General features: G+C 41.8%; 16 protein-coding genes and 1 pseudogene. 8 read left to right on the top strand and 9 right to left on the bottom strand.

The window, feature by feature from the left end; translation table 11 throughout:
• Positions 1-15: 15 nt before the first annotated feature.
• The 5 genes and pseudogenes from lgt (at position 16) to ACYQ0C_RS18560 (ending at position 6,760) form a co-directional block, all read left to right on the top strand.
• Positions 16-822: a prolipoprotein diacylglyceryl transferase gene (gene lgt, locus ACYQ0C_RS18580; RefSeq protein WP_016278554.1), complete on the top strand. Its 807-nt coding sequence runs from the start codon at positions 16-18 to the stop codon at positions 820-822.
• 213 nt (positions 823-1,035) lie between these two features.
• Positions 1,036-2,922 (top strand): DUF4842 domain-containing protein, encoded by a 1,887-nt coding sequence (locus ACYQ0C_RS18575; protein WP_016278553.1) that lies wholly within the window; start codon positions 1,036-1,038, stop codon positions 2,920-2,922.
• Positions 2,923-2,953: 31 nt separating this feature from the next.
• Complete coding sequence (locus ACYQ0C_RS18570) at positions 2,954-5,023, top strand: DUF4842 domain-containing protein (protein WP_016278552.1); 2,070 nt, start codon at positions 2,954-2,956, stop codon at positions 5,021-5,023.
• Positions 5,024-5,709: 686 nt separating this feature from the next.
• Positions 5,710-5,852, top strand: a pseudogene (locus tag ACYQ0C_RS18565) (MFS transporter); the annotation flags it as partial.
• Positions 5,853-5,878: 26 nt separating this feature from the next.
• Positions 5,879-6,760, top strand: coding sequence for a carbohydrate kinase family protein (locus ACYQ0C_RS18560; RefSeq protein ID WP_025077058.1), 882 nt, complete (start codon positions 5,879-5,881; stop codon positions 6,758-6,760).
• Between the two features lie 192 nt (positions 6,761-6,952).
• On the opposite strand, the gene ACYQ0C_RS18555 is transcribed toward ACYQ0C_RS18560, so the two are convergent.
• The 7 genes from ACYQ0C_RS18555 to ACYQ0C_RS18525 form a co-directional block, all read right to left on the bottom strand.
• Positions 6,953-8,635, bottom strand: coding sequence for a hypothetical protein (locus ACYQ0C_RS18555; protein WP_016278550.1), 1,683 nt, complete (start codon positions 8,633-8,635; stop codon positions 6,953-6,955).
• A 76-nt stretch (positions 8,636-8,711) separates the two neighbouring features.
• The gene (locus ACYQ0C_RS18550) at positions 8,712-11,333 is read right to left on the bottom strand and encodes a leucine-rich repeat protein (RefSeq protein WP_016278549.1); all 2,622 of its coding nucleotides are present in this window, start codon (positions 11,331-11,333) and stop codon (positions 8,712-8,714) included.
• Positions 11,334-11,468: 135 nt separating this feature from the next.
• The gene (locus ACYQ0C_RS18545; protein WP_016278548.1) at positions 11,469-12,356 is read right to left on the bottom strand and encodes a hypothetical protein; all 888 of its coding nucleotides are present in this window, start codon (positions 12,354-12,356) and stop codon (positions 11,469-11,471) included.
• 82 nt (positions 12,357-12,438) lie between these two features.
• A complete protein-coding gene (locus ACYQ0C_RS18540; RefSeq protein ID WP_025077061.1) occupies positions 12,439-13,410 on the bottom strand; it encodes a hypothetical protein in 972 nt (323 codons plus the stop codon).
• A gap of 8 nt (positions 13,411-13,418) precedes the next feature.
• Positions 13,419-14,009, bottom strand: coding sequence for a sigma-70 family RNA polymerase sigma factor (locus ACYQ0C_RS18535; protein WP_016278546.1), 591 nt, complete (start codon positions 14,007-14,009; stop codon positions 13,419-13,421).
• A 403-nt stretch (positions 14,010-14,412) separates the two neighbouring features.
• Positions 14,413-14,853, bottom strand: coding sequence for a hypothetical protein (locus tag ACYQ0C_RS18530; protein ID WP_016278545.1), 441 nt, complete (start codon positions 14,851-14,853; stop codon positions 14,413-14,415).
• A 12-nt stretch (positions 14,854-14,865) separates the two neighbouring features.
• Positions 14,866-16,164: a phenylacetate--CoA ligase family protein gene (locus ACYQ0C_RS18525; protein ID WP_016278544.1), complete on the bottom strand. Its 1,299-nt coding sequence runs from the start codon at positions 16,162-16,164 to the stop codon at positions 14,866-14,868.
• Between the two features lie 113 nt (positions 16,165-16,277).
• On the opposite strand from ACYQ0C_RS18525, the gene ACYQ0C_RS18520 reads away from it, so the two are divergent.
• Positions 16,278-16,922, top strand: coding sequence for a DUF3256 family protein (locus ACYQ0C_RS18520; protein WP_016278543.1), 645 nt, complete (start codon positions 16,278-16,280; stop codon positions 16,920-16,922).
• 91 nt (positions 16,923-17,013) lie between these two features.
• Here ACYQ0C_RS18520 and ACYQ0C_RS18515 read toward each other — a convergent pair whose 3' ends face one another.
• Positions 17,014-17,268: a type B 50S ribosomal protein L31 gene (locus ACYQ0C_RS18515; protein WP_016278542.1), complete on the bottom strand. Its 255-nt coding sequence runs from the start codon at positions 17,266-17,268 to the stop codon at positions 17,014-17,016.
• Positions 17,269-17,596: 328 nt separating this feature from the next.
• Here ACYQ0C_RS18515 and ACYQ0C_RS18510 point away from each other — a divergent pair, with 328 nt between their 5' ends.
• The gene (locus ACYQ0C_RS18510) at positions 17,597-18,601 is read left to right on the top strand and encodes a class II fructose-bisphosphate aldolase (protein WP_025018890.1); all 1,005 of its coding nucleotides are present in this window, start codon (positions 17,597-17,599) and stop codon (positions 18,599-18,601) included.
• A gap of 60 nt (positions 18,602-18,661) precedes the next feature.
• Here ACYQ0C_RS18510 and ACYQ0C_RS18505 read toward each other — a convergent pair whose 3' ends face one another.
• Complete coding sequence (locus tag ACYQ0C_RS18505) at positions 18,662-19,492, bottom strand: AraC family transcriptional regulator (protein ID WP_128812039.1); 831 nt, start codon at positions 19,490-19,492, stop codon at positions 18,662-18,664.
• 148 nt (positions 19,493-19,640) lie between these two features.
• Here ACYQ0C_RS18505 and ACYQ0C_RS18500 point away from each other — a divergent pair, with 148 nt between their 5' ends.
• Positions 19,641-20,756: an efflux RND transporter periplasmic adaptor subunit gene (locus tag ACYQ0C_RS18500; protein WP_016278537.1), complete on the top strand. Its 1,116-nt coding sequence runs from the start codon at positions 19,641-19,643 to the stop codon at positions 20,754-20,756.
• Position 20,757 lies beyond the last annotated feature (1 nt).

The following is a 20,757-nucleotide window of genomic DNA, read 5'->3' as shown; positions in this document are numbered from 1 at the left end:
CAAAGAAATAGAACAATGATAGCAAGTATTGTATGGGATGTGGATCCTATCTTATTTAAAGTAGGTAGTTGGGAAGTGCGTTGGTATGGGCTGATGTGGGGCCTTGGTTTCATATTGGCTTATGAAATAGTGAGCCGTTTATTCAAAAAAGAGAAGTATCCGGAAGACTGGGTGGACAAGCTTTTCGTCTATTGCATTGTCAGTACGGTCATTGGCGCCCGTCTGGGGCACTGTCTGTTTTATGAATGGGACTATTATGGCGCCCATCCTGTTGAGATATTCAAGATATGGAAAGGCGGGTTGGCAAGTCACGGAGGGGTGTTCGCCATCATTCTGGCTCTGATGTGGTATTCAAAAAAAGTAACCCGGAAAAGTGTGTGGTGGTTGTTCGACCGCATGATACCTGCTGTGGCGATTGTCTGCTTCTGTATACGTTTTGGTAATTTAATGAATTCCGAGATATTCGGATATCCCACCACGTTGCCTTGGGGCTTTGAATTCGTCCGTTCCCGGGAGTGGCATCAGCTGTATGAAGGTTTGCCTTGCCATCCTACCCAGATTTATGAAATGCTGTATTGCTTGGTTGCCGGCGTGACTGCCTGGGTGATGTACCATACATACCATTTGCAAAAAAGAGTGGGATTGATAACCGGAGTCAGTTTGCTCATCTTTTTCGGCTCCCGCTTTGCGCTGGAGTTTATGAAGAATCCGCAAGTTGCCGAAGAGGTGGATATGACTCTTAATATAGGGCAGTGGCTCAGTGTACCGCTGATTCTGCTGGGTGCGTATCTTATTGCCACCAGCCGTACCCGGAAAGAATAAGGTCATAATCAGACGTCTTCGGGGGACTAAAAGCTCTTCCGGTGAAAAAGACATTTGTAAGGAAGTGGGAATTCTGCATCGAAGTACAGAATCCCCGCTTCCTCTTTTTATAACATTTATTAAAAATAATGACTCCAATTCTTGGCGGATAAAGGCTTAATTTTTACTTTTGCCTGTAAATCATTTAATGTTAGAGTTTTAAATCAGGGGAATATGAAAAAGAGTCTTTCTATTTTGTTATTTGCAGTCTTGGCCTCCGGCTGCATGAAGCGTGAGAATTTATATGATGAGGAACGAGCGGCGGAAGAAGAAGCCAAAAAGAATTTTCCGGTTCAAAACATTGATCCTGAACAGGATTGGAACATGGGAACTTCTCGTTCTTTAAATGTGTCGGTAAATGAAAAGACCGGAGAAACTTATACAATCAAAGTATATGATGGTTATCCTTTTGCTGCGGGCGGAGCCTGTCTTCTGGCGAAGGAAGTGGTGAAGGATGGTGGGATGAAGACTATAAAGTTTGACGCGCCTGCCATATTGAAGCGTGTGTACGTCATGCGCCGGCTCACTTCGACTGATTATTATGTGAAAGCGGCTGATTTGAGAGACGGACAGTTTGAGGTCATTTTTGGAGAGTCTTTATCCGGTGCGGCCGGTGCTCGTTCCGTTGCAAAGGCGATGGCTTTCTCTCCCCGATATAGAGAATGTCCTGCCGGTGCGGAAGAAGTGGAAGAACAGGACTTGAAGAATCTGAATAAGGCTGGAAATTATGTCATTCGTACAGAGGTGACTGTTGATGAGGGCGTGAAAATAGGGAATGACGTTCATTTGTATATTGCAGAGGGCGGTGCTTTGGTCATGACGGGAACCGGAGGTCTGAGGATAGACGGAAAGAACTCATCCGTAAGCGTGCTGGAAGGGAGATTGGAAATACCGCGTGCTGATCTGGAAATGAATGGAAGTAATGGGAATAATGAAAATCCTCAGTTTTATTGCGGGGAAGAAGGCATTGTCAGCGTGGAGGATGTGGATTTGAAAGCATGCGTCTGGATGAACGACGGCATGTTTACAGCTTTAACGGATGATGGATTTGAGATGGGGCACGGTGTGCAGCTTCAGAATAACTGCCGTCTGGAAATAAAAAGCAAGAAAGGCGGCAAGGATGATATTCTAAGAACGGCGGCAGATAAGGGCGCTGCTTATTCAGTATTCAATAATCAAGGTTATGTAGTGGTGGACGGTGATGCAAGTTGGGAGAACATTTATGTAAACCTGGCGGGGGAAGGTGTTTTCCATATCAAGGGAGAGCTGGACTTGGAGGATAATGTGACATTTTCCGTCATAGGAGCGAATACTTTGATAAAAGCCGGTGAAATGGACTGGAGTGAGGAGGTCACTGTTTCAGAGGGCTCGTCATCTTTAAGAGTCGCATGCGGAGATATCGGTGATGAGGACAACCTGCCGGATCATGTGGAGATCGTCAATCCATTTTTGATAGATGAAGGTGAATGTACCGTGGCTCATGGAAATGCGGAGGAGGATGATAAGGATAAGCTGGCGGTGGCTACTTTCGGCTTTGAGGATATAATAGGTGGAACTACCGATTATGATTTTAACGATGTGGTGCTTCATGTTACCAATGTGATAGATAACAAGATAAAAGTGATATTGGTGGCGGCGGGAGCGACGAATGCGATCACGGTGCAGTATAGCTTGGACAATGGAGCGGGTTATACTGATTTGCTTTTCAATGGAGAACAGGAAGTTCATGCGGCTTTCGGAGTGCCCGTGACACAGATGAAGAATACAGACAGACCTGTCATAGATACAGATGCCGGTTTTCCGTCCTGCATGATCCCGGTTTCCGATAATGACTTTTCATTCGCCGCAAATGGAAGAATACGCATTCATGTGACGAACGAAGAAGGCAAATCGCATCTTGTCGAATCGCATACAGCGGCGGGCGGGGTGCCTTATGCCCTGTGTGTGCCGGTGGCATGGTCGTATCCGGTGGAACATCAGCGCATAGATGCTAAATTCCCCCAATTTGAAGAATGGGGGCAAGGCATCGGCTCTGAAGACTGGTATAAAACGGAGTTATGATTATGACAGACTATAGATAGGACGAAAAGGTATGAAAAAGAGTATCGTGTTATTATTGTGCCTGGCCGGCATGATATCTTGTTCAAAGAGAGAAGATTTGTTTGATAAGGCTAAAGTGGAGGAGGAGTCGAAAGAAAATTTTCCAGCTCAGGATATTGATTCTGATCATGATTGGAATATGACGTCGGTGGGAGTTTTGAAGGTTTCTGTCAATCAAGGTTCCGGTGAAGTTTATACGGTGAAAGTATATACAGCCAATCCGCTGAATGAGCAGAGCGGTGCCAGGCTGATGGCAAAACGAGAACAGGTAAAGGATGGTACTGTGCTGTCATTGACTTTTGATATGCCGAAAGCGACTGCTTTTGTTTATGTGTTGCTGGAAGATAAAATCTATAACCGTTCGGTGAAGATGGTTGATATGTCTGTCGCTGCTCCGCAAGTGTCATGGGGTGCGGTGGGACGAAGTGTCCGTAGCGCAAACGCTCTCTCCCGTAGTGTCATTTCATATATAGCTCCCACCGACGCTGATTTCTTTAATGATATACCTGCTGGTGCTCAGCCTTATCCAACAACATGGACTGGAATACTAAATGGAAATTATTATCTTGAGAATTGTGAATTCAGCCAATTGCATGGTGGAACCACGGGTACTTATAACTTATTTATAAAAGGGACTGTTTCGTTAGGCTCCGATAGCTGGCCGGCCGGTACCACGGTGTATGTCCTTCCCGGCAGTACGCTGGAGATGAGTGGTAGCCTGAATCTGCTGGCCGGAACGGCGTTGTATATTTCCAGGGGTGGGACGCTGAATGTGACGAATATGCAGCTCACAGGTGGTGGCTATAGCCAATTATATAACAGAGGTACTGTTCTTGTATCGGGGACAGTGGAGGAAAATTCCAATGGCGATAATATCATTTATAATGATGGGAGCTTTGAAGCCTCTGTTGTAAATATAACCAATTCAACGACTTTTATAAATCTGTCGGAACTTAGAACCCGGCAGCTGGCCTTCTCAGCATCAGGCAGACTGCTTAATGAATCAGGAGCCAAGGTGGTGGTAAGTGGTGAGACATCTTTGGCGAATCGCACGAATATTATCGAAAATAATGGCTCTTTTACAACGGCGTCACTTAAGGTGTCCGGTGGTATGCAACTTTATAATAATTGCCGGTTCACAGTAACAGGGGCGGCAATGTTAAGAGGGGATATCCAACAGGACGGACAGGCCTGCTTTGAAGCCGATGAGGTGAAAATGGATGGTATGACCATCAACCTGGGATCGGAGTCCATGTTTTATGTGAAGTCGGCAATGACATATAGTGGCGGACAAAGCAGGATTACCGGCGTGGGGGATAAATCGGCCCTGCTATGGGTGGATGCTGTCTGTCAGTGTGCCTGGAAGTCGGTAACTTACAGTGGCAACTTAAAAGTGGCGGTAAAAGGTCATACTCCGGAAAACACTCAGTGGAATATTTATTATATAGCGGAAGAAGCGGTGGAGATAATCGGTACAGAACAAGTAAAACTAGGGACGGCTAATGGCTGTGGTAACAGTTATACCACCGATAATGGCGGAACTTCCACCGGTACTGATACTCCTTTAGTCTATACTTATGCTTTTGAGGATATCACCACCACAGCGGGTGACTATGACTTTAATGATGTGGTGCTGAAAGTGTCCGCTATACCAGTCGATGGAAAGATGGAAGTGCAGCTGGTTGCCGCAGGTGCGACAAAAAACTTGAAGGTGTTTTATGGAAATACGCCTTTGTTTGATGCCCGGGAAGTACATGTGGCCATGGGATGCGAGCCGGGGCAGATGGTAAATACGGGTGGTGTTAAAGGGGATATAGTGACGGATTGTTCAATCGTTTGGCCGGGGGATGGTACACTGGGCAACGCTGACTTTAAAATTCTTGATGTGGAAAATAACATGTACGTTTCTCTTCCCAAGTATTCCACTGCATCTATCCCTTATGCCATCGTTGTTCCTAAAGATTGGGATTATCCAGGTGAACGCCAGCGGGTAGACCATAAATATCCTCATTTTACGGATTGGGCGGAAGATATGACGCAAGAACCCGCCTGGTATGATTAAAAAGAGGGCGGTCCGAAATGCCTGTGAGGTATGGTAAATCCAGACCGGTGGTTTGCATGATCTAACAATAAAGGAGCGTTTTGTTCTCCGGACAACTTCCGGAAGTGTCCTTGATGTATCGGCCTTTCTCACCGGAAAGTTGGAGGCGAAAATGCCCTCATGCCCTCACTTTTGTTCCAACTTGTTTATAATGAACTGCTTATTAATGGTGGTAGCATCTATATTAGTGAGGGCATTGTCCTCACTAATATAGATACATATTTCTGTATAATGCGCTTGTTTTCAGTTATATATGCTTCTTTTTATAGGCTGTTCCGGTTTGATGCAAAGCAGAGCGTTTTCAGGCTTTTTCCTTGTAAAATGTGCGCATTGAAGGGTTTGTACCTTCACGGGATATGATTCTCCGGTAGCGGTAAAAAGACCAAGACGTTTTTAAAAAAGCTCAAGGTCTTTAAAAAAAGCTCTTGATCTTTTTTGAGAACGACTTGATCTTTCAGTCATGATTCACATACGTATGCATAGGCCTACACATACGTATGTGTAGCTCTTTGCGGACGTACGTGAAAAAGCGTGTTTTCTGACACGCAGGATGTTTACGAAAAATGTTACATAATCCATCACTTTTGTTGCAATGAAACAAAAATGCCGGCAACTGTAACAAATGTTTTATAGAGGTTGCCGGTAATGACAGGATTATTTATATTTGCATAATCATGATTGGTTTCGGTAACTCCAATGTGTTTTCCATTGTTCCCTTGTAGGTGCTGTGGCGGTGATGACTGTCGGAGTTGTCTATTTGTCAATACAGACCTTAAAAATAAAGAAATGATTTCAATTGTAAACAGTAATAATATCATGAATCAAATCATCGTAGGAATGGGTGAGGCACTATGGGATGTGCTGCCCGAAGGAAAGAAAATTGGTGGTGCTCCGGCAAACTTCGCTTACCATGTGTCACAATTCGGTTTTGACAGCCGGGTGGTCAGTGCGGTTGGCGATGACAAACTGGGTAATGAGATACTAGAGAACTTTGATGGCAAGAATTTGAATTATCTGATAGAGAAAGTGCCTTATCCTACAGGAACCGTACAGGTGGAACTGGATCTTGATGGGATACCTGTATATGATATAAAAGAAGGGGTGGCTTGGGATAATATACCTTTTACGCCTGCTTTGGAAGAGTTGGCAAAGAATGCCCGTTCCGTATGCTTCGGCTCGTTGGCGCAGCGCAGCGTGGTTTCAAGGGAAACGATCAACCGTTTCCTGAATGTTATGCCCGACGGAGAAGGACGATACAAAATTTTCGATGTGAATTTGCGCCAAGGTTTCTATACGAAGGAGGTTCTTTGCAACTCCATGAAAAAATGTAATATCTTAAAGATCAATGACGAGGAATTGATCACGGTGAGCCGTATGTTCGGTTATCCTGACATAGACTTGCAGGATAAATGCTGGATTCTGTTGGCGAAATATAATCTGAAAATGTTGATTTTAACATGTGGTGTCAATGGCAGTTATGTCTTTACTCCGGGTGAGATTTCATTTGTGGAGACGCCCAAGGTGGAGGTAGCTGATACGGTGGGTGCGGGCGATTCGTTCACAGCAACTTTTGTGGCTGCTATATTGAAAGGAAAGCCAGTATCCGAGGCACACCGGTTGGCTGTTGAAGTTTCTGCATACGTGTGTACGCAGAATGGGGCTATGCCTGAGTTGCCGGCTCGTTTAAAGAATGAATAGGCTTGGAATTGTTGTTTTTATAATGGAGCACAGAGGAATGATGCTGGGGGGACTTTCTTGATTTTTGTAGAACCTTTACGATTATCTGGAATATACCTTGATGAAAGAAACCATTGAGGGGGAAAGCTAATGACAAGTATTATCATGCGTTTGCTCCCCCCCATTTGAATAGATGACGGATTCCTTCACTACTTATTCGATAACTAGATTTTTGATTTCAAAGTCGGTATCATTGAGGTCTGAATTAGAGGCTGATTTGATATTTATCATCGTTGTTTCTTGTTTGACTTTGCTTAGTGCTATTTGCCCGTAAACAATAAGTTCGGAAGGAATTCTTTTTTCTCCAAAAGAGAATTTTATGGAGCTGTTATCCCATTTTTCCCCATTTTGATTGGAAATGTACCCCCATAAAGATGTAGCGAGGGAAAAATCTTGTGTTTTTTCCTTTAGGTTTTTTACACTGTATGTAATGAGTACTTTATCTGCATTTCGCTTACAGCTGATGAAGTTGATGTCGAATGTTTCCGGCATGTAAACGATTTCATACTTAGCCTTACCTGTGGGTAAGGCAGAAGTCCTTCCTGGCAGGGGAATATCGTCTATTCTGAAATCATTGCTCAAATTTGTCATCCAGCTGATAAAAATCTTGGATGCTTGGGCATTGATGTCTTTTATGACGAAACTTCCATATCGGTTGATATTGCTTGGTAGATATGTATTGATGCCGTAGATTTCATTCTCGGAATTACCTAAGCTATGTAATGCTTTCCAATAGGAGAATCCCCAATCGTCCATAATCCATGTATCGTTAGCTGTTCCTTTTATGTAGATCTTTTTTGGGGTAGCATTTGTATTTCTTATTTTATAGTTTACCGTGCATATATTCTTTTTTAGTGTACAGTTCAGCACTGTCAGGTCAATTCCATCAATGGTCTGTTTCATGTCCAGTACATTTTTAGGTAGTGATGACTGACGGCCTTCTAGTGGAAGGTTATCTGCACGGTAGTCTTCAGAGAGTGATGTCCTCAGAGATAAATTTAATAAAGAGGCATTGTTTCTGATATTTTTAAAATGAATCTTGCCATATAGGCTGATACCTGATGGAATGCTGATGTTATTGATTCCGTACTTTGAGTCAACATTTCCAACATTGTTATACACATCTTTATAGATGTACCCCCAGTCATCAATAACCCAAGAATCTTCGGTACTGGAAGAAGTGCTGCCTAGATTGAATTTTATAGTTTTCGATTTTGTATTTTTTATCTTGTAATAAATGGCACAAGCATTATCGGAAACTTCGGAACATAAAGCCGTGAATTCAATGCCTGAGATGATACGCGTTTGGTTATATTTATTTTCCGGAAGAGAAGAGACTCTTCCGGTGATGGCTTTGTCTATTGCTTTCATCGTTAATTTCTCATGAAGGGTTATGTGTAAATTGACTTTTGCTGCGGAAACAGCTAACTCTTTTACTGTAATCTTTCCTTCAACTTTCTTTTTTGCTTCTAATGTATATACATCCTTTTGGTTTTCAAATTCGACTGAATAGTTATAATAAAGCCCCCAGTCATCAAGTAACCAATCATTGTTATTGTAGTAATTAGATTTTAGTCTGACACTTTCCTTTGTTCCATTTTCTATGGTAAATGGAAGATGTAAAGTGTTGTTCTCGATGGTGGCTTCGGCAAAAGTGTATTTCAAGTCATTAACGGTTACTGTTCCGTTATCTTCTTCACCGTTATTGTCTGGATTTTCTAGGTCCGGTTTTTCAGCAATGAGGTCGTCTTCTTTAGAACAACTGCTAAGGCTTGCCAATACAATAACTGTCAGCAGTATAAGAACTGCAAATGTAAAATGAAATGTTTTTTTCATGCGACTCTAATTTAAATAGTTCATAATTGTTATTCTCTTCTACTGTCCTATCGTGAAAAGACAGAAAAGGTAAACACTAAAATGAATTTTTCTCTTTGTCTTTGATATTTTTTATGGTTTCAAAGTTCTTCCATACCTCTGCTTTCCGGTAGGCTTCTACATCCGGCACATACAAAGTAAGTTCCTTATAGTCCTCATCTTCAAAAGGTGGTCTGTTTCCCTCTATAATAAAGGTTGGGGGTATAATCGCTTCTATTGTGATACTTTTTAGTTTCCAGCAGGCATAAAAAGCTTTACCTTCTATCTCTGTTACATTTTGGGGTATTGTGATGTTTTCTAAGGTTATGCAGCCATAAAACATAGCATAAGGTATGCGTGCAAGGGATTTTGATATACTTACTTCAGATAATTTATAGCATCGGATGAAAGTTCCCCAATAGATAGACTGAACTGTGTTTGGGATTTTGACAGATTTTAATTCATAGCAATCTTGAAAAGCGCAAGTGTCTATTCGGGTTATTCCTTCTGGAAGATCTATTGAGGTGAGTGAAGAGCAATGATTGAATAGACATTTATCAATACTGGTCAGTTTGCTTGGTAGATGTATGGATTTCAGTGAATCGCAACTGGAAAAAGCCCATTCTTGTATTGTCGTGATATTATCGGGAAGATTCAGGGAAGGCAATGTTTGGCAATTATAAAATGCATCCTTTCCTATAAATGTTACGCTTTGAGGAATATCAACAGAAACTAATGATTCGCAGTTATGGAAGGTGCCGCTTTCTATTCTTGTTATGCCTTCCGGAATCCGTATAGAGGTCAGTGCATAGCATTCGCTAAACGCACTGTTATCTATTGCTTTTACGCTATTAGGTATTTGAATGTCTGTCAATGAACTACAATCTGCGAACATGGCAAATGGTATAGAGGCTATGTTATCCGGTAACTTGACGGAGGTTAATGAGCTGCAGAATCCAAAACAGAGACCGCCTATCTCTTTTACGCTGTTTGGTATTTGAATGGTTTTTAAGGAACTGCAGTTATAGAATGCACCCTCTATTTTTATGAGGCTGTCGGGTAACTTTACAGACTCTAGTGAAGTACATTCGCTGAAAGCGGAATTGCTGATTATAGTCGCGGTGTTGGGGATGCTGACCGATTTTAGTGAATGGCAGTTTTTAAAAGAAAAACTTGGAATATCATTGTCATAATAAAGATAGTATTGATGATAGGGATTATCCTCTTGATATTTATTATAATGATTGTAATAGTAATCACCGCCTTTTACAATCTTTGCTTCTGTCATGTCCAAAACGGCTAATACGCCTTGGGTAGGTTTGCCGAGTACGTCACTTCCGGCCATTTCTCGTAAAAAGCGGATGTCAGTTCCGTTTAGCTCTCCGGATAAGATGAGACTCGTTATTTTATATTTTTCATCAGCTGTAATATAATCGGGCAAAGTTCCGGCCTTTTCTACGTGTATATTTTTCAGTTGTGGTATACCTTGACTGATAGAGATCGTTTCGGATACAGACTTGTTGGCATTGGATATAAAGATATGTCCGTTACGGGCATTTTTCGTTTCATTGGCTGCTATTTGGAAAAATAATTTATGATTGACCAACGCACGCGATTCTGGGGTCTCTATGGAGGTAATCCAATTATCATCTGTTGTGACTTCAATTTCTACATTGCTGTTTAACTCTATTTCAAGGACTTCTCCGGAAGGGCTCACTGTATATTCTTTTTTAGACAAAATAATCGCATCTTTCTGCACTTGTTTGATTTTTAGAGTATCGGATAAGTCGGAATTCTTGTCATAATAGACGATTTCTGCCGAACGGTTGTCGTGTGTTTCATTGGGGCTGATTGTATAGAGTAAGGTATGGGTAGAAGCACTGCGTGATGTTGCCTCTTTGATCCAGGCTACATTGGGCATAATGACACCGTATTCTGCATTGCTTTTTAAATCGACAGAAATGGTTTCTCCTTTGTCGGATACCGCATAGTTATTTTGGCTCAATAGAAGGATTCCTCCTCCGGTCTGGTAAATATGGATAGTCTCTACTTTATCATTACTCTTTATATAGATTTCGCCTTCCCGCTTGTCATATTCTTCGCTAGGGGCAATATCAAACGATTGTTTCTTTGAGTTTAGAGCGCGGCTTGTTGAACTGGGGGCATGTTGTGTAATCCAGCTTTTGCATTTTTCTGCAATAATTATCTGATAGTCAATGTTCGATTTGATTTCTACTTCGATTATTCCTCCTTCACGGTCTATTTCGAAACGGTCTGTTGTAAGAGTAAGGGCATCTTTTTGCTTCTGGGTAATCATAATAGTGCGTTTTAAGTCTCCGGCTTGTATGGTAAGCGCTATGCTACGGTCATCATATCCTTCATTTTTCGATGCGGAGACTTCTATGGAGATAGTTCCGGCTTTGCCTGAATCTTGGGATACAGTACACCAGCGGCTTCCGTTGACAGTATTTGCGATACTGATAGTCCAGTTTTTGTTGGTAGCGAACTTAAAGATTTTCACTCCTCCATTAGAATTGAAATTCATGGCATCAGTGAAATATATTTCACTGTCGGTATCTGGAGTGATGACAGGAGATTCGTCTTTATCCGAGCATGCTGTAAAGAGGACTGTAGCTATAAACAGTAAGTATATATGAAAGTGTTCTATCGTAGTTTTCATAGTTTGATGTTAATAAAAGTTTTGAAATAGGGATATAAAGTGTAGAATGTGAGGAATCATACAGGTCTTGTTTGGACTCCTCACATTTTTGGGCACTTGTTTATTGGTTTTTATTTGAGGAATGTTTTTCCTTGCTTATTGGACTGAAAAATCAAAGCCAAACATGTGTTCTGCAAACCATTGGCTGTTAGCTCCGTTTTTATAGAAGAAGCAGTATTCACCTGGTTCCAACCCATTGGGAAAAGTTACTTCGAACACGTTGTTTGAAATGTCTTTTATCTCAAAGTCAATAATGTCACGTGTTGCAGTCTTGGCGGAAAATCCCATAGTGGAATAAGAAATTCCATCGGGAAAAGTACGTTTGGTTTTCTTTTCCTTCATACGGATACACTGAAATTCATTTGGACTTTCTATTTCATTCATCATGCTATAATACCAAGAGTCTGATGTTTTTTCAAAGCTATTATTTTCATTTTTAGGAAGATAAAAACGGAAGATGGGATTGCTTGCATTGGCACCTGTCAATACAATTTTAGCATGTGCTCCCTGCATAGCTACCTTTTTGATGCCACCGGAACTGCTTAGCAAACCTATTGTTGCGGCATTACCTAGAGCATTGTTCCCGATAACTCCGGTAGCTTTGCCTAAAATGCCGATGATAGCTCCGCTACCGTTTGCCGATTCACGTTCGAAAGTAGTACGGTACAACTTTTTGGGTTTCCCTCCATCAGATGGATTCCACCATAATACACCTTCGTGGCCTTGGTCTACTTTGGCTATTTTCTGAATGTAAGTGATGAGCCCTGAATCTGCACCAGCATTTTTTAGCTTACGCATATCTGCAATGCTGAATGTGATGGCGCGATCTGGGCTTGTTTCTATTAATCCGATGATTTCATCACTACCGAATCCTTCTTTTAGGAGGCTGACAATGGTTTCATTGGTTATTACTTCATTTTGTGCTTGGGCAAAGAAACTCATACTTGCCATCATACATGCTGTTATTAAAAAACGTTTCATCATAAATACTTTAATTTTTTAAGTTGTTATTCTTTTATAGGTCTATCGTAATTTTAGAGAAAAGGTAAACAGTGAAAAACTTTTTTTATTTTATTTCGCCAACTTTGACAATGATGCTTTGACTTTTCTGTTTTAAGTAATCTCCGTCTGACTGGAAGGAGAAACTTATCTGTTCAAATGCATCTACGTCTTCTTGTACTTCGTTGATACTGATACTGACAGTATAGGGAATGTTTTTTTTCCAATGTTCTTTGATTCGTTTTGTTGAGCCATTTAGCAGACATACTTTTGCCGGATAGTTTTTTCCGTTTTTATCGACAGCTCGTGCCGAGTGCATCTGAATATCTGCACTTTCTTCGGTGTTTGTCATGGTGAAAGTACAAATGACCAGACGACCATTGCGCTGTACACTGACAGGGCTGAATGAATAGTTGGTCAGATGGCTATATGAAAGAATTCTGTTTGGAAGAATGCATTTTGTAATAACTGGGACGGCAATCGTATCTTTATGCTGTACAGTAAGCTCTTGTTTTACTTCTGTATTTGAAGTGTCTCTTGCTGTTGGAACCATTTGAGGGCATTCTGTTGTTATATTCATATCTGCTATCACACTGTCTGCTATCACACTGTCTGCTATCACACTGTCTGCTATTACACTGTCTGGAATAATGGTGGGTGTTACAGGTTGTTGGACTGTATTTTGTTTGGGAACGGAAATTTTTGGTGACATTATTTTTTCTATAATGGGTTTTGCTACATATTTATATATAGGGACAGAAGTGATTGCAGCGATTGACAGAGTTATGATGAATAAGGCTGCAATCGAAGTCCAGTATTTCTTATAGTCTTGTTTTAGTGAAGAGCGGAGTCCGTCTAGACGTTTATTGTCATTTTTAATACCGATTTTATGGATGGAATAAATGATATAAGCTACAGCTTTTACTTCTTCATCCATATTTTGGAATGTAGAAATATCTTTCTCGAATGATTTTTCTTCTTCTTCGGTAAGTTGTTTAGACAGGTATTTTTCTATTTTGTCGAGTTCTTGGAAATCCATGGTTGAGTTTATATTAGTCCTTTGTTTCTGAATTCAATTTCCGCAATTCGTTTTATCTTATTCATGCAACGGTTTTTTTGTGTTTTTGCTACATCTGCATTGGCAAATCCCATACTTTGTGCAATCATATCCATTGTAAAATGATCATAATAAAAGCTGAACAGAATCTTTTTGCAGGGCTCTATCAGTTTCTCTACTAAATTGTATATGGTAGTTTTACGTTCTTCTTCTTGTACATCACTGCCTGCTGTCCAAAAACAGTCAGTCATATCACAATAATTTGTCGTTTCAAGTTCAGGCAAGGATTCAAGGGTGAGATGTTGCTTTCGCGATAAATCGATAATTTTGTTTTCACCTATTCTGTTGATATAGCTTTGTATGGAACAGGTCAGTTCTGTTAGTTTTCCTATTTTAACATTGTTGTAGAATGCAAGGATAGCATCATCGTAGATTTCTTCTATGTCAGCAGAACTTATGGAAGGGTATTTTGAGATAAATACCCTCATGAATGTACCTTTACATTCATCATAAATCGTTTTGAATTCTTTGTTAAAGTTAGCCCCTTCAAATTTTATGAATTTCTTAAATTCCTTTATCATTTCTATACTCCCCAAATAAAAGGCGTTAAGCTACTGAATGTCATTCTTTGAGGACTTAGCCTTCCTACCCATATGACAAACAAGAGCCCACGCCTTTAAGAGTATATGAATTTAGAATACATATACAATCAAGACGTAAGCGTTGTTCTCTTTGCCTATGGGTATTGAAAGTGGCTAAGTTTCAAAGAAGGCAAATATTATTAACGCTTTACGTAATCGATATTTTAATTTTGTAGCTCTAGCTACGCTGCAAATGTAGAATTAACATTTTAAAATTCCAAATATTAGGAATCCTTTTTGTTGGAATTAATGGTATGGGATTGGGCCACAGATTACACAAGCTTAAATTAAATTCAATTATCAATCTGTGATAACCTGTGTTCTCTGTGGCAAAAAAGAACGCTTACTCTATCTCAGAAATAAGCATCGATAAATCTTTCTCGGCTACAAAAGAGAGATTATTTAAAATAATCACTTCTCTTGCTCTGTCCGGATTGTCTGTCCGGAAAATCAGGATGCCTTTATTTCCCAACAGGAAGGAATACAGATAAGTGATACCTATTTTGGCTTCACTGAAAATGGTGATGGCGTCTGCCGCCCGTCCCGGCTGATTGTCCAGTGTGATGGCGAACACATCGGAGAGCGCCACGGAGATTCCCGCCTCTTTCAGCGTTTCGTATGCGCGTTTGGGCTCCGAGCAGATGATACGGTAAATGCCATACTCCACCGTATCGGCGATGGTGGAGGCAATCAGTTGTATGCCTGCCTCTTTCAATAAGTTCAATACTTTCTGTAGTGTCCCCGATTTGTTTTCGATGAAGACGGATAATTGTTGTATAGTCATAAACTTATTTTTTTAAAAGGTTTTACGTAAGTCTTTCACACGGACGGCTTTACCTTCTGATTTAGGCAGCGTTCCTTTGGGCACCAGTTTCACACGCGGTGTAACTAAGATCTCGTCTTTCAGCTGGCGGGTGATTTCCCGGGTCAATGATTGCAGGCGTCCGTAGTCGTCGGTGAACAGCTGGCTCAATTCCACTTCTACGGTCATTTCATCATTTGATTCGGCGGTTTCGAGTGTAATCAGATAGTCACTGCCCAATTCCTTGAATTGTAATAAGATCGTTTCAATTTGAATGGGGAAGATATTGACACCCTTCAGGATGATCATATCGTCGCTGCGTCCTTTCATTCTGTCCAGACGTTTGTGATGGCGGCCGCAAGGGCATTCACCCGGCAGAATACGGGTAAGATCACGGGTACGGTATCTCAATAACGGCATCGCTTCACGGTTGATGGTGGTCAGTACCAGTTCGCCCACTTCACCCTCGGGCACCGGTTCCAGGGTGTCGGGGTTGATAATTTCCACGATATAATAGTCTTCCCATATATGCAATCCGTTTTGTTCCTGACATTCAAAAGCCACACCGGGACCGCACATTTCGGACATGCCGAAAGAGTTGTAGGCTTTCACGCCCAGCATATCTTCGATGCGGCGGCGTTGCTCCTCGGAATGAGGTTCCGCCCCTATGATCAATGTCCTCAATTTGGTGTCACGACGCGGGTCAATTCCCATTTCCTGCATTACCTCGTACATGCGGGCTGCGTAACTGGGAATGGCGTGCAAAGCGGTGGTCCCGAAATCGGAGATGAATTTCAATTGGCGTTTGGTGTTTCCGGCAGCAGCGGGTACGGTCAGCATTCCCAGTCTTTCGGCACCGTATTGAAAGCCCAGTCCGCCGGTGAACATACCATAGCCGGAAGAGTTCTGGAAAATGTCTCCCGGGCGTAATCCCACCATGTAGAGGCATCGGGCTACTGCGTTGGCCCATTCGTCAAGGTCTTTCTGGGTATGCAGAATGACAGTGGGGTTTCCGGTCGTTCCGCTGGATGAGTGAAGGCGGACTGTTTTTTCCAAAGGTACGGAGGCTAGTCCGAAAGGATAAGTGTCGCGTAAATCTTGTTTGGTGGTAAACGGGATTTTCTGCAAATCATCCAGTGAACGGATGTCTTCCGGACTCAGATGATTCTCGGCAAATCGTTGTTTATAGAAAGGAGAATTCATGCAATGACGGACTGTCTTTTGCAGGCGTTCCAATTGCAATCTCTCAATTTCCGGCCGTGTCAGAGTCTCTAACTCTTTGTGTAAATACATAGCATTTTCTGTTTAGTTGGTTATTAGTCCGACAAAAATAGAAAAAAATATAATGCGGTTGGGAATAAGCTGACAAAATATGTATCTTTGAAGGATTTTAATTTGAAAATGTGATGAAAAAGACATTCTTTATAATAGGTATGCTGTTGTGTGGGCTGTCATTGTATGCCCAGGATATGAAAACTCTCTTTATTGCCATGCCCGATTCGGTGGCTCCTTTATTGACCAAGGTAAACCGGGAGGATTGTGTGGACTTTCTGGCAAGCAATATGAAGGCGGAAGTGAAAAACCGTTTTGGTAAAGTGTCCGAACTGAAGAGGCTGACGGATGATTATTTGTTCCTGCAAACCACCGGAAGCAGTTCTATGGAAATGAAGCTGTTGCCCTTGAATGATTCCGTAAAGGTGATTTGTGTCGTGAATACTGTTTGCGGTCCGGCCTGTGATAGTGAGGTTCGTTTTTATAATACGGGCTGGCAGCAGCTGGCGAAGGAGGATTTTATCCAGCTTCCCTCTGCCGGGGCTTTTTATCTGCCGGTGGATACGCTGGCCGATGAGGCTTATGCCGCGATTAGAGAGAAGGCGGATATGGAATTGGTGAAAGCCACTTTGTCGGAAGACAAACCGATTATTTCTTTTACTTATACCACTCCGGATTATCTGGCAAAGACGGAACGGGAAAAATGGGTAGTGTATATCAGGAAAGAACCTGTGGTATATGAATGGAAGGAAGGAAAGTACAGGGATACCTCTTTATAATAGAAGCGGATACAGGTGTTTCAAAATAAAAGGCTGCAAACTTTATTGAGTTTGCAGCCTTTTATTTTGAAACTTATGGATAAGTTACAAATTACTTTTTCATACGGTTACCGTAGCGGCTCATGAACTTGTCAACACGACCAGCTGTATCCACCAATTTAGATTTACCGGTGTAGAACGGGTGTGATGTGTTAGAGATTTCCAGTTTTACCAACGGGTAAGTTTCACCTTCGAATTCGATGGTTTCTTTTGTGTTACAAGTTGAACGTGACAAAAATACATCACCGTTTGACATGTCTTTGAATACTACGGGACGATAGTTTTCAGGATGAATACCTTTTTTCATTTCTGTATGTTATTTTATTGTTATTATTTTACTTGTTTGGTAAACAATATTGGGTGTAATGGTCCATTTTCGGACTGCAAAGATACTGCTTTTCTTTGAAATAGAAAAAACTTCGGGCTATTTTTTCTTCTAAAAGCCTTATTTTCTTCTTTTATAGTATTGTAAGGTGGACATTACAATATAATCAGTTTGTACGTTTAAGTGAGGAAAATAGTTAATAAAATCATTTTTTATGAGATATTTTTGGTGTGAACTTGCCATAGTTAGCGCATTTATGATTACTTTTGCGGTGGAATTTAATTCACTAACAATTATAAATATTAGAACAATGGTTAATTACAAAGATTTAGGTCTGGTAAACACTAGAGATATGTTTGCTAAGGCTATCAAAGGTGGATATGCAATTCCTGCATTCAACTTCAACAATATGGAACAGATGCAGGCTATCATCAAAGCTGCGGTAGAAACAAAATCTCCGGTTATTTTGCAAGTTTCAAAAGGTGCTCGTCAGTATGCCAACGCTACTTTGTTGCGTTACATGGCTCAGGGTGCTGTGGAATATGCAAAAGAATTAGGTTGTGCAAAACCTGAAATCGTTCTTCATCTGGACCACGGAGATACTTTCGAAACTTGCAAGAGCTGTATCGACTCAGGTTTCTCTTCTGTAATGATCGACGGTTCTCACCTGCCTTACGAGGAAAACGTAGCGTTGACAAAGAAGGTAGTTGAATACGCTCATCAGTTTGATGTAACTGTAGAAGGTGAATTGGGTGTATTGGCCGGTGTGGAAGATGAAGTTTCTTCTGACCATCATACTTATACTGATCCTGAAGAAGTAATTGATTTCGCTACTCGTACAGGTTGCGATTCATTGGCTATCTCTATCGGTACTTCTCACGGTGCATACAAATTCACTCCGGAACAGTGCCACATTGATCCTGCCACAGGTCGCATGGTTCCTCCTCCTTTGGCATTCGAAGTGTTGGATGCTGTAATGGAAAAACTTCCGGGATTCCCTATCGTTCTTCACGGTTCTTCATCAGTTCCTCAGGAAGAAGTTGAGACAATCAACCAGTATGGCGGTGCATTGAAGGCTGCTATCGGTATTCCTGAAGAAGAATTGCGCAAGGCTGCCAAGTCTGCTGTTTGCAAAATCAACATTGACTCAGACTCTCGTCTGGCTATGACTGCTGCTGTCCGCAAAGTGTTTGCTGAAAAACCGGCTGAATTCGACCCTCGCAAGTACTTGGGCCCGGCTCGTGACAACATGGAAAAACTGTACAAGCACAAAATTATCAACGTGCTGGGTTCAGACAATAAACTGGCTGAATAATTAGTTCATCCGATATAAAAAGGAAAAGCTGCTTTCTTGATGGAAGGCAGCTTTTTTATTTTAAGACTGATTCCGATATTGGAGGGGGGATTTGCCGGTATGCTTTTTGAAATAGCGGCCAAAAAAAGATTGGTCGGGGAAAGACAGGTGGTTGGAGATTTCCTGAATGCTCAGGGAGGTGGATTTTAGTAATGCTTTAATCTCAAGAATCACATGCCGGTCGATAATGCTTTTGGCTGTGTCACCGGATACGTTTTGCACGATTGTGGAAAGATAACGGGGAGTGATGAACAGTTCGGCGGCATAAAAGGAAACTTCTCGTTGGGTGGCGCAATGTTTATGGATCAGCTGGATGAAACGTTTGAAGATCTCTTCCTGACGGCTGATTCCTTCGGGTTTCTTTTGGAGAAACAGGTGCTGGGTCTTGTCATAGAAGTCCAGAATAAAGCTTTGAATGAATTTTTTGAAGATCTGAATGCGGAAACTGTTGTCCCTGTCCTCATAAAGATCTTTCATGGCCAGGCTGAGCCCGATGAATGGTTGTACACGTTCTTCGGGGATGACAATGCATGGATGCTCTTTCAGGAAATGAAAGAAGGAGGGATCCAGACGTGAGGTGATTTCCCGGAAAAGGGTGTCGGAGAAGACAATATAGGAAACGGTAAAATCATGGCTGGCATAGGTGCAATTGAAGATACTGCCGGGAAGAAGAAGAAGTTGGGTGTTCTCCGTCACTTCGTATGCCTGCAGATCAATTTCTATGTGGGCTTTCCCGCTACGGCAATGGCAAATGGACGCATCTGCCAGCTTTATAATCTGATTGGAACATATATCCATATCATCTATCCCGGTGATAAACGGTTCATTTTCTGGTAAACTCAATACTTTCATGTTTGTTTTTATTTTGACGTAAAATTAACTATTTTTTTTGTTATAGCAAGAAATATGTTCCGAATTTGAACAATGGCGGCTAATAATTGAATGGGTTGGCTTGAGAAATTCCATCTACCTTTGCGTCCGAATTTAAAAAGATTGGAATATGATGACATTGAACAGAAAATGGATGCGACTAATGGTATTAGTTGGTTGTGCTGCTTTGACAGCCTCGTGTAAACAGGCGCCTGCAGCACAAATGGAGGCGGAGTATGCGGTATTGAAGGTGTCGCCGTCGGATAAGGTCTTGTTTACCACTTATTCGGCTACCATCCGCGGACGGCAGGATATTGATATTTATCCGCAAGTTTCCGGTTTCCTGACCAGACTTTGTGTGGAGGAGGGGCAGTCGGTACGTAAGGGACAAATCTTGTTTATGATTGATCAGGTACCTTATAAGGCGGCATTGGAAACGGCTGTGGCCAATGTGGAATCGGCGAAAGCCGGACTGGCAACAGCTCAGTTGATATACGACAGCAAAAAAGAATTGTTTGCAAAGAAAGTAGTTTCTGAATTTGATTTGAAGACAGCGGAAAACTCATGGCTCACCGCCAAGGCTCAGTTGGCCCAGGCCAAAGCGCAGGAAGTGAGTGCCCGCAATAATCTTTCGTACACCGAAGTGAAAAGCCCCTCGGACGGGGTGATCGGCACTTTGCCTTACCGGGTAGGTGCATTGGTCAGCGCCGGCCTGCCACAACCGTTGACTACGGTTTCTGACAATTCGGATATGTATGTCTATTTTTCGATGACTGAAAATCAATTGTTGGCTCTGACCCGTCAGTATGGTTCCAAAGCGGAGGCGTTGAAAAATATGCCGGAAGTGGAACTGCAATTGAACGACAAGTCCATGTATGGTGAAAAGGGACGTGTTGAAACCATCAGCGGGGTGGTGGACCGCAATACGGGGACCGCAAGCTTGCGTGCCGTATTCCCGAATAAGAATGGATTACTGTATAGCGGAACATCGGGAAATGTGATCCTTCCGGTTACGATGAAAGGAAGTTTGGTTATTCCGCAGGCTACAACTTTTGAAATTCAGGATATTACATACGTCTATAAACTGGTGGATGGCAAGGCGCAGTCGGCTCCTGTCAGTGTGACTCGTGTAAATGGAGGTCAGGAATATATCGTGAACGATGGATTGAAAGAGGGAGATATCATTGTCGCAGAAGGCGTAGGCTTGCTGCGTGAAGGTACTCCGGTTAAAGTAAAACAAAACTAAG

It is taken from the genome of Phocaeicola sartorii JCM 17136 = DSM 21941 (assembly GCF_054653615.1).
This window is presented reverse-complemented; position numbering and strand designations above follow the sequence as displayed.